This window comes from Methylobacterium gossipiicola (genome assembly GCF_900113485.1).
GTDB classification, from domain to species: domain Bacteria; phylum Pseudomonadota; class Alphaproteobacteria; order Rhizobiales; family Beijerinckiaceae; genus Methylobacterium; species Methylobacterium gossipiicola.
This window is the reverse complement of record NZ_FOPM01000004.1, coordinates 214,742-227,758: the sequence shown is the minus strand read 5'-3', so window position 1 is coordinate 227,758 and position 13,017 is coordinate 214,742. Positions and strand designations below refer to the sequence as shown.

11 protein-coding genes are annotated in these 13,017 nt (G+C 71.1%); 5 read left to right on the top strand and 6 right to left on the bottom strand.

Features of this window, described 5'->3' with window-relative positions; all coding sequences use genetic code 11:
* The first annotated feature begins 56 nt into the window (after nucleotides 1–56).
* From BM249_RS05300 to BM249_RS05285, 4 genes are all read left to right on the top strand, one after another.
* The gene (locus BM249_RS05300; protein ID WP_143103688.1) at nucleotides 57–1,376 is read left to right on the top strand and encodes an O-antigen ligase family protein; all 1,320 of its coding nucleotides are present in this window, start codon (nucleotides 57–59) and stop codon (nucleotides 1,374–1,376) included.
* Nucleotides 1,373–2,557 carry an acyltransferase family protein gene (locus BM249_RS05295; RefSeq protein WP_143103687.1) on the top strand — a complete coding sequence of 395 codons (1,185 nt, stop codon included), beginning with the start codon at nucleotides 1,373–1,375 and terminating at the stop codon, nucleotides 2,555–2,557. The genes BM249_RS05300 and BM249_RS05295 overlap by 4 nt, the downstream gene beginning before the upstream one ends.
* 68 nt (nucleotides 2,558–2,625) lie before the next feature.
* Nucleotides 2,626–4,548, top strand: coding sequence for an acyltransferase family protein (locus tag BM249_RS05290; protein ID WP_091969659.1), 1,923 nt, complete (start codon nucleotides 2,626–2,628; stop codon nucleotides 4,546–4,548).
* 58 nt (nucleotides 4,549–4,606) lie between these two features.
* Nucleotides 4,607–6,406: a methanol/ethanol family PQQ-dependent dehydrogenase gene (locus BM249_RS05285; protein ID WP_091969658.1), complete on the top strand. Its 1,800-nt coding sequence runs from the start codon at nucleotides 4,607–4,609 to the stop codon at nucleotides 6,404–6,406.
* A 107-nt stretch (nucleotides 6,407–6,513) separates the two neighbouring features.
* On the opposite strand, the gene BM249_RS05280 is transcribed toward BM249_RS05285, so the two are convergent.
* Nucleotides 6,514–6,981 (bottom strand): hypothetical protein, encoded by a 468-nt coding sequence (locus tag BM249_RS05280; RefSeq protein WP_091969657.1) that lies wholly within the window; start codon nucleotides 6,979–6,981, stop codon nucleotides 6,514–6,516.
* 77 nt (nucleotides 6,982–7,058) lie between these two features.
* Entirely contained in the window at nucleotides 7,059–8,165 is a 1,107-nt protein-coding gene (locus BM249_RS05275; protein ID WP_091969656.1) for a replication protein RepA, read from the bottom strand.
* A 613-nt stretch (nucleotides 8,166–8,778) separates the two neighbouring features.
* On the opposite strand from BM249_RS05275, the gene mazG reads away from it, so the two are divergent.
* Nucleotides 8,779–9,636: a nucleoside triphosphate pyrophosphohydrolase gene (gene mazG, locus BM249_RS05270; protein ID WP_091969655.1), complete on the top strand. Its 858-nt coding sequence runs from the start codon at nucleotides 8,779–8,781 to the stop codon at nucleotides 9,634–9,636.
* A gap of 84 nt (nucleotides 9,637–9,720) precedes the next feature.
* On the opposite strand, the gene BM249_RS05265 is transcribed toward mazG, so the two are convergent.
* The 4 genes from BM249_RS05265 to pabB are packed head-to-tail and all read right to left on the bottom strand — an operon-like array spanning nucleotide 9,721 to nucleotide 12,962.
* Complete coding sequence (locus tag BM249_RS05265) at nucleotides 9,721–10,095, bottom strand: DoxX family protein (protein ID WP_091969654.1); 375 nt, start codon at nucleotides 10,093–10,095, stop codon at nucleotides 9,721–9,723.
* A 41-nt stretch (nucleotides 10,096–10,136) separates the two neighbouring features.
* Complete coding sequence (locus BM249_RS05260; RefSeq protein ID WP_091969653.1) at nucleotides 10,137–10,955, bottom strand: aminotransferase class IV; 819 nt, start codon at nucleotides 10,953–10,955, stop codon at nucleotides 10,137–10,139.
* Complete coding sequence (locus BM249_RS05255) at nucleotides 10,942–11,571, bottom strand: anthranilate synthase component II (protein ID WP_091969652.1); 630 nt, start codon at nucleotides 11,569–11,571, stop codon at nucleotides 10,942–10,944. Before BM249_RS05255 ends, BM249_RS05260 begins: the two co-directional genes overlap by 14 nt.
* Nucleotides 11,568–12,962 carry an aminodeoxychorismate synthase component I gene (gene pabB / locus BM249_RS05250; RefSeq protein WP_091969650.1) on the bottom strand — a complete coding sequence of 465 codons (1,395 nt, stop codon included), beginning with the start codon at nucleotides 12,960–12,962 and terminating at the stop codon, nucleotides 11,568–11,570. The genes BM249_RS05255 and pabB overlap by 4 nt, the downstream gene beginning before the upstream one ends.
* Nucleotides 12,963–13,017 lie beyond the last annotated feature (55 nt).

The following is a 13,017-nucleotide window of genomic DNA, read 5'->3' as shown; positions in this document are numbered from 1 at the left end:
TTCGATGATCCCCGGGGGGCCGTCCCCGGCGCCGGTGCGCGGGAGTTGGCATGTCGATGACCACGGGAGTCGCCACTCCTCCGACACCGGTGCCCCTGCATACCCAAGGGACCGATGCCTTGCGCGTCGTCGCCATGGCGACGATCCTCCTCGTGATGCTGGTCGGTGCCAACCCGTTCCACGACGGCACCGCGCCCGAGAACGCCGCCTCGGGGGCGGGCGGCAACCTCGGCAACCAGATCCTGTTCCTGATCATGGGCGGTGTCGCCGGCACCATCCTGGTCGCCCGGGGCCGGGCGGCCCTGCGGCCGCTGGCCAGTCTGCCGGTCCTCCTCATGCTCGCCTGGCTCGCCGTCTCGACGGGGCTCTCCATCGAGCCCCTGGTCTCGGCCCGCCGCCTCGTCTCCCTCGTGATCATGACGGCCGCCGCCGTGGCTTTCCTCCTGGCGGCGCGGGACACGCGCCAGTTCGCCACGGTGCTGGGCGCCACCACCCTCGGCATCGTGGCGCTGAGCTATCTCGGCCTCGTGCTCGTGCCCGAGCGCGCCATGCACACGGCCCTGGACATCATCGAGCCCGAACACGCCGGCAGCTGGCGCGGCCTCTACCCGCACAAGAACGCGGCGGGCGCCGCCATGGGGGCGTTCGTGTTCATCGGCCTGTTCTGGGCCGGCATGGGCCAGCGGGTGCTGGGCATTCTCCTGGCTGTGGCCGCCGCGATCTTCCTCGTGTTCACCAAGGCCAAGACTTCCGTGGCCATCGCGCCCGCCGTGCTGGTGCTGACCTGGCTCTGCACCCTGTCCGGGGCGACCCTCTGGCGGCGCCTCGTGCTCCTCGTCCCCTTGTGCGTCCTCCTGACGCTCACGGTGGGTTCGGTCCTCGTGCCGCAGGTCGGCGCCTTCGTGGCGAACGTCGCCAGCGACCCGACCTTCACGGGTCGGACGGAGATCTGGGCGTTCGCCGCCGACAACATCGCCAGGCGGCCCATCGCCGGCTACGGCTACGGTGCCTTCTGGGAAAGCGTGTTCTACGGCGGCGGCGCCGACGCGGCGACCTGGGTCAACCGGGCCACAGACGCCCATGACGGCTACCTCAACACCGCCCTCGAATCCGGCCTCGTCGGCCTCGCCCTCACGGCGTGGTGGCTCGTCTGGGCCCCGGTGACCGACCTGCAGTCCCGGTCGGCGGGGCGCCGCCTCGATCCCCTTGCGATGCTGTTCCTGCGCCTGTGGCTGTTCGCCATCCTCGTCGCGGTGTTCGAATCGGTGTTCTATCAGGCCACCAACGGCCTCTATTTCCTCCTCGTCGTCTCGGTGCTGGGCCTGCGCTATCTCGCGCGGGCGCGGGTGATCGCGGGTGGGGAGGACCGGCCGTGAGCCCCGCCGTGAGCCCCTCCGACATGGATCGTCCCGCGCCCGCCGGCCCCCATCCGGCGGTGGAGCCGCTTCCGGCCCTCACTTCCCTGCGCTTCCTCGCGGCGGCCTACGTCCTCGCGTTCCATTTCGCCGGGTACGAACTCAGCCGCGCGGCGATGCCCAACGCGATCTTCCTCGGCTATTCGGGGGTGACGTTCTTCTTCCTGCTCTCGGGCTTCATCCTCGCCTACAACTATCAGCGGGTGGACCTGTCGGAGCGCCCGGCCCTCGCCCGTTTCCTGCGGGCCCGGATCGCGCGGGTCTATCCGGTGTACCTCCTCGCCCTCGCCATCGGCCTGCCGTCGTTCGTCGCCTGGACCCTGAAGACGGTGCCTCCGCTCCAGACCCTGATGGCCGCGAGCGCCGTGCTGGCGCCGCTCGGCCTCCACGCCTGGGTGCCGGGCGCGGCCTGCGCCCTCGATTGCCCGAGCTGGTCGGTGTCGACGGAACTGTTCTTCTACGCCGCGTTCCCCCTGCTCCTGCCCCTCGTCCTGCGGCGGCCGGGGGCGACGGCGCTGGTGACCCTCACGGCCTGGGCCGTCGGCGTCACCCTCGCGATCCTGGCCTGGGCCCTTTACGCCCCCGGCCTGTCCCTCATCGCGCCGACCACGGATGCGGCGAACCTCCTGTCGCAGGCGATCAAGTACAATCCCCTCCTGCGCCTGCCCGAATTCGTGGCCGGCCTGCTCCTGTTCGCCCTGTGGCGCCGGGTGCGCCTGCCCGTCTGGTCGCTCCTGACCGGGGCCGGCGTCGCGGCGGCTTTCCTCGTGGGAAACGTCGAGGCGATCCCCGAAGTGCTCATGCATAACGGTCTGACCGCCCTCGTCTGGGCCCCCGTGATCCTGGCCGGCGCTCAGATCCGCTCCGGTCCCCTGACCGCCGGGTGGTTCGAGTTCCTCGGCCGCATCTCCTTCGCGCTCTATCTCCTGCACGTGCCAGTCTACGCCCTGGTGTCGAGCCTCGACCGGATCCTCCTCGGCGGTCGCCTCGCCGGTCTCCCCTGGCTCGTCGTCGGCCTCGCCGCGCTCCTGTCCCTCGCGGCCGCCACCGCCGTGCACCTTCGGGTCGAGGAACCGGCGCGCCGACGCCTCCTGCGCCCCCGCGCCCGGCGGCAGGCGGCCACCGCCCTGCCGTCGGCCTGACGACGCAGCAGATTTCCCTCGGCAGATTCCCGCCCCGACATGTCCGCGATCCGTACGGCTCTCCACCCATGACCTATCGTCCGGACATCGACGGCCTGCGCGCACTCGCGGTCCTCGTGGTGCTGTTCTTCCATGCCGGCGTGCCGGGCCCCTCCGGCGGCTTCGTCGGCGTCGACGTGTTCTTCGTGATCTCGGGCTACGTCATCACCCGGGGCATCCTCGCCGACGTGGCGGCGGGCCGGTTCTCCGTCGCGCGATTCTACGAACGCCGCATCCGCCGCATCCTGCCGATGCTGGTGGCCACGATCCTCGCCACCTACGCCCTCGCGTGGGTGTTCCTGCTGCCCGCCGCCCTGGACGACTTCGCCCGCAGCGTGGCGGCGGCCTCGGTGTTTTCCGCCAACGTCTTCTTCTGGAAGAGCGCCGGCTACTTCGACGTCGAGGCCCAGACCCGGCCCCTCCTGCACCTCTGGTCCCTCTCCGTCGAGGAGCAATACTACCTCGTCATCCCGGTGGCCCTGCCGCTGCTGCTGGCGCGGGCGCGCGGCCTCGCGGTGGGCGGCCTCATCGTCGCCCTCCTCGCCTCCCTGGCGTTGAGCGTCGCCCTCACCGACACGGCGCCCGGCGCCAACTTCTACCTCCTGCCGAGCCGGGCCTGGGAACTGCTGGTCGGCGCCCTCCTGGCCTTCCCGTCCGGATGGGCGGCTCCGCGCATCCTGCGCGAAGCCATTTCATCTGGATGGGCGGCTTCGCGCATCCTGCGCGAAGCCATGGCGGCGGGCGGCCTCGGGCTCATCGCCGTGGCGATCTTCACCTATGACGAGGCGACCCCGTTTCCGGGGCTCGCCGCCCTGCCGCCCTGCCTCGGGGCCGGCCTGATCGTCGCCGCCGGTGGTGGTGGGGCCGGGACCCTCGTGGGCCGGCTGCTGTCCCTGCCGCCCTGCACCGGAATCGGGCGCCTGTCCTACGCCCTCTACATGGTGCACTGGCCCGTGGTGGTGTTCACCCGCTACGCCCTGTTGCGCGACCCGGCCGGGTGGGAGGTGGTCGGCGTCATCGCCCTCTGCTTCGCCCTCGCCTACGCCGCCTGGCGCTGGATCGAGACCCCGCTGCGGCATCCGCCCCGGGGACCCGCCGCCGACCGCCGACCGCTCTTCGCCGCCACGGCGGCGCTTCTCGCCGGCCTCGGGGGCCTCGGCTTCGCCGGCGTTGTCACGGACGGCTTTCCGTCGCGCTTCCCCGGCGTGCAGCCGGGGGCCCTGGCCGCCCTCGAGCGCGAGGGCTGGAAGGGCGGGCGCTGCTTCCTCGAGAACGGCCGCTTCGCCGACTGGGCCGGACCCGAATGCCGCATCGGCGGGGATCGGCCAGCGACCGCGCTCCTGTGGGGCGATTCCTACGCCGCCCACTACGTGCCGGGCCTCGTGCGCAATGCCCCGGCCCTCACCCACGCGGTCCTGCAATACACCTTCGCGGGCTGCCCGCCGCTCCTCGCCTACCGCTCGCGGGCGAAGCCCGGCTGCGGGGATTTCAATGCCCACGCCTTCGACGTGATCCGCGCCTACGGCGTGACGCACGTGGTCCTGGCCGCCCGCTGGGATCTCCTCTCCGCCCGGACCCTCGCGGGCCTGCCCGACACCCTCGCGCGCCTCGCGGCCCTGGGGGTCTCCGTCTCGGTGATCGGTCCCTCGCCGCTCTTCGCCTTCGACGTGGCGGTGCTGAGCGCCCGCGATGCCGGCGCCCGGCCCGACGGCTCGGCGGCGTGGTTCGCCCGGGTAGACGACCCGGCCATCCGCCGCCTCTCGGCCGGCGCCGGCTTCATCGACCCCCTGCCGACCTTCTGCGACGGCGCCCTGTGCCGCTACCGCGCCGAGGGCACCGACCTGTTCCTCGACACCGGCCACCTGTCGCGGGCGGGCAGCGAGCGGGCGGTGCGGGCCTACTTCCCTCTCCTGCGCCACGATGCGGCCCCGGTGGAGGCAACCGACCGGTAACGCCTTGGCGTCGAGGCGCGAACCGGCCTAGACCCGGCCCGCACCCGAGGTCGTTCCCATGCGTCGTCCCCTCTCATCCCCCCTCGCCCTCGCGGCGCTCCTCCTCGCGGCGGGCCCGTCCCTCGCGCGGAGTCAGGATGCGGAAACGCCCCCCGCCGGGCCGGTACTCCAGACCCTCGACGCCGCCAACACCCGTTATTCGCCCCTCGACGCCATCACGGCCGAAAATGTCGGACGCCTGCGGGTGGCCTGGACCTTCTCCACGGGGGTCCTGCGCGGCCACGAGGGCGCCCCCCTGGTGGTCGGCTCGGTGATGTACGTCCACACGCCGTTCCCCAACATCGTCACGGCCCTCGACCTCGACCATGACGGGCGCATCCTGTGGCGCTACGAACCGAAGCAGGACGCCTCCGTCCTCGCCATGCTGTGCTGCGACACCGTCAATCGCGGCCTCGCCTACGCCGACGGGGCGATCCTGCTGCACCAGGCCGACACCACCCTGGTGTCCCTCGACGCCGCCACCGGCCGGGTGAACTGGACGGTGAAGAACGGCGACCCGGCGCGCGGCGAGACCAACACCGCCACGGTGCTGCCCGTGAAGGACAAGATCCTGGTGGGCATCTCGGGCGGCGAATTCGGGGTGCGCTGCCACCTCACGGCCTACGATGCGAAGACGGGCCGGCGCCTCTGGCGCGCCTACTCCATGGGGCCGGACGCCGACATGCTCGTCGACCCGCAGACCACCACCACCCTCGGCAAGCCCGTCGGCCGGGACTCCTCCCTCGCCTCGTGGGAGGGCGACCAATGGAAGACCGGCGGCGGCTGCACCTGGGGCTGGTACGCCTACGATCCCAAGCTCAACCTCGTGTATTACGGCACCGGCAACCCCTCGACCTGGAACCCGGCCCAGCGCCCCGGCGACAACCGCTGGGCCCAGTCCATCGTCGCCCGCGATCCCGATACCGGCCGGGCGCGCTGGCTCTACCAGATGACGCCCCACGACCAGTGGGACTACGACGGCGTCAACGAGATGATCCTGACGGAGGGGGTGGTGGACGGACGGGCGCGCCCGCTCCTCACCCATTTCGATCGCAACGGCTTCGCCTACACGCTGGATCGCGCGACGGGCGAACTCCTCGCCGCCGAGAAGTTCGACCCGGCGGTGAACTGGGCGACCCGGATCGACCTCGACAAGAATTCGAACACCTACGGTCGGCCCGTCCTCGACCCGCGCTACGCCCCCGAGATGGCGGGCGAGGACGAGACCACGGCGGGGATCTGCCCCGGCGCCATCGGGGCGAAGAACCAGCAGCCGGCGGCCTATTCGCCGAAAACCCGGCTGTTCTACGTGCCGACCAACCGCATCTGCATGACCTACGAGCCGTTCCGGGTCACCTACGCCACGGGCATGCCGTATGTCGGCGCCACCGTCGGCCTGGAGCCGCCGCCGGGCGAGACCCGGACGGGCGCCCTCCTGGCCTGGGACGGGGCGCGCGGACGAACCGTCTGGTCGATCCCGGAGCCGTTCTCCGTGTGGTCGGGGGTGCTCGCCACCGCCGGAGACGTGGTGTTCTACGGAACCCTCGAAGGCTATCTGAAGGCCGTCGACGCCCGGACCGGCCGGGAACTCTACCGCTTCAAGACCCCGTCCGGCATCGTCGGCAACGTCACCACCTATACCCATAAGGGCCGGCAATACGTGGCGGTGCTCTCCGGTGTGGGCGGCTGGGCCGGCATCGGACTCGCCGCCGGCCTCACCGACCCGCATGACGGGGCCGGCGCCGTGGGCGGCTACGCGGCGCTCTCGAGCTACACGGCCCTGGGCGGCCAACTCACGGTATTCGCCCTACCGGACTGAGTCAGGGTTCGAAGGGATCATCCCTTCGCGGGTCCAGGGCAGAGCCCTGGGGTCTTCGTCGGGCTCAGCCCGACACCCGCCGAAGGGGTCACCCCTTCGGAATCCCGTTACGCGGGATCCTCCTCCGCGGGGGCGTAGACGGCGTCGCCGAGGCGGCGCAGCGGGCCGCCGGGGCCGGAGCGCTTCCACAGGCGGGTGTTGAGGGCGGCGATCGCATCGTGGCCGGGCAGCTCGAAGCCCCGCGCCGTCAGGCCGGGCAGGATCTCGCCGGCATGCAGGGGCCGCCCGGCCTCGTGCAGGATCTCGACGGCGGCGGCCACGAGGGCGCGGCCGTGGCGGCGGGCGGCGGCGATGTCCTCGCCCGGGCGCGCCTCGGGCTCAGGCTCAGGCTCGGGAGCCGGATGCGGCGCAGGGGACGGAGCCGGGACGGCCGCCTTCGTTGCGACGGACCCGGCCCCGAGGCGGCGACCGAGTTCGAGGTAGAGGGCGTGATCGGCGATCTGCCGGTCGAGGGCGTCGCGCTGGCGCCGCAGGTCGGCCAGGGTCGCCTCGACCGCGGCCTCGCTCGGGAACATGGAACTCTCCGGAATATTCCAAATGCATCTCACGCATTTCTATCAGAATATTCCGCACTAGCAACGGTCCGTGTTCCTCAGGCGGCCGCCGTCTTCCGAGCCGGCTTCGTCACGCGGGGGGGAATGAGCAGGGCGCCGGCATCGGCGGGCTGGAGCAGCATGCCGTTGTCGTCGAGGCGAATCGGCAGTTTCGGAAACACCTCCTGCAGGTGGGCGAGATCGGCCTTGAACGCCTGGCGGAAGCTGCGGATGCTGGCGTTGTCGGCCCCGAACTGCTTGTGCAGGTTGTCCCAGGTGAGGCGCAGGGGCCGTTGCAGGGCGCGCAGGCGGTAGCCGACCCAGAACAAGAGGTCGAGTTTTCGCGCCGAGCCCGAGAAGGCGCGGGCCGCCCGGATGTCCACCGGCAGGGCGTGCTGGACGAGGTTGTCGTAGAAATCCTGGTGGAACTGGACGCTCTTCTGCCAGACCACGCCGTCGGCGCCCTGGGGCAGCCACAGGTCGAGCTGGCGGAACGGCGGGACGTTGAGGGTGCTGGCGCTGCCCGCCCCGTCCCAGAGGCCGATCTGCAGGGTGCAGGCGGCAAGCCGGGCGAGCTGCTCCTTGAACTGCCGGATGGTGCCCCGCTCGCCGCCGGTGACGGCGAACCCCATCTCCTTCATGAAGCCCGACAGGCTGTCGGCCACCGCCACCGTGGGGCTGCGCTGGCGCACGGCCTCCGTGCAGAGGTGGAGGAGCACGAGGCGGGCCTTTGGACCGTAGGGCAGGCCCTGGAATTCCATCTCGCCCGTGGCGGGGTTCTTGAGACGCCCCGCCAGGAGGCTGAGGGAATTCTTGCCGTATTCCCGAAAGAATTCGCGGGCGTCGCCGGGGTCGCGGTAGGGCAGGCCGCAGAGCGCCAGGACGGAATGGATGTGCTGGAGGTTCTCCGGTCCCGTGGGCTCGTTCTCGATGACTTCGCGCACGGCGTCGCGGCGGCGCTGATCGCGGCCCATGGCCTGACGGCGCCCGGCCACAGCCCCGCGCGCGGCGGCCTCGGCATCCCGCGCCCGCTGCCGGTGCAGGATGGTCTCCACGATGGTGGCGAACAGGAAACCACCGCGCGCCGCCTCGACCTCGGCGAGGAGGTCGGCGTCGCGGATGCCCGCCAAGGTGTCCTCGATCCCCAAGGTATTCCCGATCCCCATGAGCCCGGTGAAATGCCTGCCGCCCCAACGGGCCGATGCGGCGCCGTGAAGGCCGGACCATGCCCGATTCGCGGCGGGCGAGTCTCAGACGTCCGCCCCGTCATCCCGGCTATCCACCGGCCGGGACTCACGAATTCCGGACTGCCGGGCGGTCGTGACGACGCGGCCGAACCCTCACGCAGAGTTCGATACGGGGTCGGTTTTCGGGCTGTCCCCACAGTTCACCGGCCCGCCCCGGTTTCCACGCCGATCTCGATACGGACCCACGCCGAATCGGATACGCACCCCCGGTTTTTCGCGCAGAGTTCGATGCGAGGCTGCGCAGAGTTCGATACGGACTCACGCAGAGTTCGATACGCGAGTGGGTCTCAACCCCTTGGGGGATCAGCCGTTTCGGCCTCCCCATATAACCCTCATAACTGACTCTCTGAGAATCTCTTACTGATACCTTTCCTAAGGGGATCGACGATCGTTCGGTTTAAAGAACACACCGGACCAAGGGGATTTTGAGGGGACTTTTGCAGGGATGCGCACCGGCTGTCCCGGATCCGTCCCCAACCTCACCCCTCCCCCACCGGATGGGCTAAAGGAATTTCACGGGCGCCCTTCGCGGATGCCCGCCGTCGCAAACCCATCGGGATGTTCAGCCGCCGTGACCATCGAACCGCTCCTCGCCCTCATGGCGGCCCTGCGCGACCCGCGGACGGGCTGCCCCTGGGACATCGCCCAGACCTCGGCCTCCATCGCGCCCTATGCCGTGGAGGAGGCCCACGAGGTCGTGGACGCGATCCGGCGCGACGACGTGGAGGATCTGCGCGACGAGCTCGGCGACCTGCTGTTTCAGGTGGTGTTCCATGCCCGCATGGCGGAGGAGGCGGGGCGCTTCACCTTCGCGGACGTGGTCGGGGCCATCGTCGCCAAGATGATCCGGCGCCACCCGCACGTGTTCGCCCCCGACGGCAGCCCGGTGCCGCCGGGCTCGGTCTCACGCGATCCCGAGGCGGTGGCGCGGCAATGGACGGCGATCAAGGCCGCCGAGCGGGCGGAGCGGTCCCGGGGGAGTCAGGCTGCGGCAGGCCCCCTCGACGGCATCGCCCACGCCCTCCCGGCCCTCGCCCGGGCGGAGAAGCTCTCGGCCCGGGCTGCGACCTACGGCTTCGACTGGACCGACCCGGCCGACGTCATCGCCAAGGTGCGGGAGGAGACCGACGAGGTCGCCGACGCCCTGGCGCACGGCACGAAGGCCGATCTCGCGGAGGAAGTCGGCGACCTCCTGTTTTCCGTCGCCAACCTCGCCCGTCACCTCGGGATCGATCCGGAATATTCCCTAAATTTAGGGAATATGAAGTTCGAACGGCGCTTCACCGCCATGGCGGCCCGCCTCGCGGTCGATGGAACGCGCCTCGAAGACGCCTCCTTGGAAACCATGGAAACCGCCTGGACGGCGGTAAAGCGAGCCGAGGGGAAGTAAGGGGTTCGAAGGGATTATCCCTTCGTGGGTCCAGGGCGAAGCCCTGGGAAGACGTCGGGCTCTGCCCGACACCCGCCGAAGGGCTCAGCCCTTCGGAATCCCGGAATCGCGGCGGGGCCAGTCGATGACGTGGGTGGCGTAGAGGGCCCACCACACGAAGACCGGCTGAAACGCGAGGCGCGGCCCGTGGTACCACCACGAATCCGGCAGGCCCGGCACGACGATGCCCTCCACCGCATGCTTGATGTTGGCCGGAAACACGCAGACGGCGTAGAGGGCGAGGCCGATCCCGGCCCAGCGCCGGGTCGGGGGGAACATCAGGCCGGCGACCCCGGCGAGTTCGCAGAGCCCCGTGAGGATCACCACGCGGCGCGGAGCCGGCACCCACTCGGGCATGATCGGCAGGAAGGCGTCGGGGGCAACGAGGTGTACGATCCCGATGAAGCCGTAGGCCGCCATCAGGGCGAGGCGCAGCCAGAAGCGGTGATCGCGCGGCGGGCTCACAACCCCATGACCCGACGCAGGGCTGCCACGAGGGCCGTCACGGTCGGGTGAGACTCCGCGAAGGTCCGCGCGCCGATGGCCCGCACGGGGGCGATGCCCCGCAGGGAGTTGGTGAGGAACATTGCCTCGGCGCCCAGAAACTCCTGCAGGTCGAGGGGCCGTTCCTCGACCTCGAAGCCGAGGGTCGGGGCCAGTTCCAAAAGCTCGGCGCGGACGATGCCGGCGAGCACGCCCTCCGAGAGGGACGGGGTGACGAGGCGGGGTCCGATCACCGCGAACAGGTTGCCGGTGCCGGCGCAGGCGATGCGGCCGCGCGTGTTGCGGAACAGGGCCTCGTCGAACCCGGCCGCCCGCGCCTCCCCCGCCGCCAGCACGGCGTCGAGGTAGCCCAGCGTCTTCCACCGCGCGGCCGGCGAGGTGTCGTTGCGGCGGATGTTCGTCTCGTGGAGCGTCAGGGTGGCGAAGGGCAGGGCGGGCGGAAGCGGCGCCGCGCTCGCCCACAGGACCGGGCGCGGCTCGGGGGGCGGCGCGAGGCCGCGCGGCCCGGAGCCCCGCGTCACGGTGGTGCGGATCGCCGCCAGACCCCCTGCCCCATCGGCGACGGCCCGCATGGCCTCTATGATCCGCTCCGGCGCTATCGTGAAGCCGAGGGCCTGCGTGGCGGCGGCGAGGCGGGCCACATGCGCGGCCTCGAACACGAGGCGGCCGTCGACGGCGAGCGCCGTGTCGAACACGCCGTCGCCGAGCGTCAGGCCCCGGTCGGCGAGATCGAACGGCACCGGCCCGTCGACGAGGGCGCCGTCAAACCACGGCACGGGACGGCCCCTCCCCGGCCCGCTGGGCGCGGGCCGACCGCCAGGCACGGGCCAAGGCCAAAAAATTGCCGAACAGGGCGTGGCCGTGCTCGGTCAGGACCGATTCCGGATGGAACTGGATGCCCCAGGTGGGGTGGCGCGTGTGCGACAGGGCCATCACCTCGCCCTCCGCCGAGACGGCGTCGACGGTGAGCGCTCCCTCCATGCCGGGCTCGGGCGTGACGATGAGGGAGTGGTAGCGCCCCACCCGCATCGGGCTCGGCAGGCCGGAGAACAGGCCCGCTCCGTCATGGGTGATGGGCGTCGCCTGGCCATGCAGGGGCCTTGCCGCCCGTTCGACCCGGCCGCCGAAGGCCGCCCCGATGGCCTGATGGCCGAGGCAGACGCCGAGCAGGGGGATATCGCCGGAAAGCTCGCGGATGGCGGGGAGCGAGATGCCGGCCTCGGCGGGCGTGCAGGGGCCCGGCGAGATCACGACCGCGTCGGGCGCGAGATCCCGGATGCCGGGGACGTCGACGGCGTCGTTGCGGGCGACCCGCACGGTTTCGCCCAACTCCTCGAAGTACCGCACGACGTTGAAGACGAAGGAATCGTAATTGTCGATGACGAGGATCACGGTGCGGCCTCCCCGGCGGGTTCGAACGCCTGGAACACCCGTGCGGCCTTGGTCAGGGTCTCGTCGTATTCGCGGGCGGGATCGGACAGCAGGGTGACGCCGCCGCCCGCCTGGAGCACGGCGGTGGCGCCGTCCATCACCACCGTGCGGATGGCGATGGAGGTGTCGAGGCTGCCGTCGAAGCCGATGGCGCCGATGGCGCCGCAATAGAGTTCGCGGGCATCGCCTTCGATCTCCGTGATGATGTCCATGGCGCGCAGCTTCGGCGCGCCCGTGATGGAGCCGCCCGGAAAGGTCGCGCCGATGAGGTCGATGGCGTCCATCCCACCTTTCAGGGTTCCGGTGACCACCGACACGAGATGGTGGACGGAGGCATAGGATTCGAGGCCGCACAGGACCGGCACCCGCACGCTGTGCGGCTCGCAGATGCGCGAAAGGTCGTTGCGCAGGAGATCGACGATCATGATGTTCTCGGCCCGCTCCTTGGCGTCGGCCTGGAGCGCCTCGCCGAGAAGCGCATCCTCGGCGGGGTCGGCGACGCGGCGCAGGGTGCCCTTGATCGGCCGGGTCTCGATCTCTCGTCCTGAGAGCTTGAGGAAGCGCTCGGGGCTGCTGGAGGCGACCCGCAGGTCTTCGAAGGCGAGATAAGCGCCGAAGGTCGCCGGGTTGGTGGCGCGCAGGCGCCGGTAGAGGCTGAACGCGTCGAAACCGGGCGGCAGATCGGCTTCGAAGCGCTGGGCGATGTTGGCCTGATAGATGTCTCCGGCGCGGATGTAGTCGCGCACCCGCTCCACTGCGGCCTCGTAGGCTTCGCGCGAGAAGTTCGAGCGCCAGGCGAGCGGACCCTGGACCCTCGGTTCGGGCACCGGCCGGGCGGCCGAGAGGCTTTGCGCGAACAGGGCGAGGCGCGCCTGCGCCCGCGCCTGCCGGGATTCGGGCTCGGCTTCGGGAAATCCCGTGGCCATGAGGCGGCAGGTGCCGGCCGCGTGGTCGATGCTCAGGATCGTGTCGTAGAGGTTGAAGGCGATATCGTCGCATTGGCCGGCGCGCCGGGCCGGCGCCGCCACCCGCTCCAGGCGGCTCCCGAGGTCGTAGGCGAAATAGCCGATGGCCCCGCCGGTGAAGCCGGCCGCCTCCGGCTCCGGTTCGATCCGGTAGGCCGCGAGGCAGGCGCGCAGGGCCTCGAGGCCGGACCCCGGCACCGGTTCGCCGTTCAGGGTGGCCTGCCCGTCCCGGTAGCGAAACCGGGCGAACGGGTCCGCCGCCACGACCGAGGTCCGGCCGAGGGTCGGGTGCGGCATGGCGCTGTCGAGGAAGGCGAGGTCCGGCAGGTGCGCCAGGGCTTGCGCCGCCGCGACGGAATCGACGAACGGGAGGTCTACGGTCCACATGATCGGGAAGGACTTAGAGGCTTGCGCGGAAAACGGATACCCGCCCTGCCCTGCG

What these genes read in the sequence shown, in the direction of transcription:
- BM249_RS05280 (WP_091969657.1), bottom strand. Translation starts at nt 6,981, where the DNA reads ATGTTCCCGAGCGAGGCCGCGGTCGAGGCGACCCTGGCCGACCTGCGG.
- BM249_RS05290 (WP_091969659.1), top strand. Translation starts at nt 2,626, where the DNA reads ATGACCTATCGTCCGGACATCGACGGCCTGCGCGCACTCGCGGTCCTC.
- mazG (WP_091969655.1), top strand. Translation starts at nt 8,779, where the DNA reads ATGCCCGCCGTCGCAAACCCATCGGGATGTTCAGCCGCCGTGACCATC.
- pabB (WP_091969650.1), bottom strand. Translation starts at nt 12,962, where the DNA reads ATGTGGACCGTAGACCTCCCGTTCGTCGATTCCGTCGCGGCGGCGCAA.
- BM249_RS05275 (WP_091969656.1), bottom strand. Translation starts at nt 8,165, where the DNA reads ATGGGGATCGGGAATACCTTGGGGATCGAGGACACCTTGGCGGGCATC.
- BM249_RS05300 (WP_143103688.1), top strand. Translation starts at nt 57, where the DNA reads ATGACCACGGGAGTCGCCACTCCTCCGACACCGGTGCCCCTGCATACC.
- BM249_RS05265 (WP_091969654.1), bottom strand. Translation starts at nt 10,095, where the DNA reads ATGGCGGCCTACGGCTTCATCGGGATCGTACACCTCGTTGCCCCCGAC.
- BM249_RS05285 (WP_091969658.1), top strand. Translation starts at nt 4,607, where the DNA reads ATGCGTCGTCCCCTCTCATCCCCCCTCGCCCTCGCGGCGCTCCTCCTC.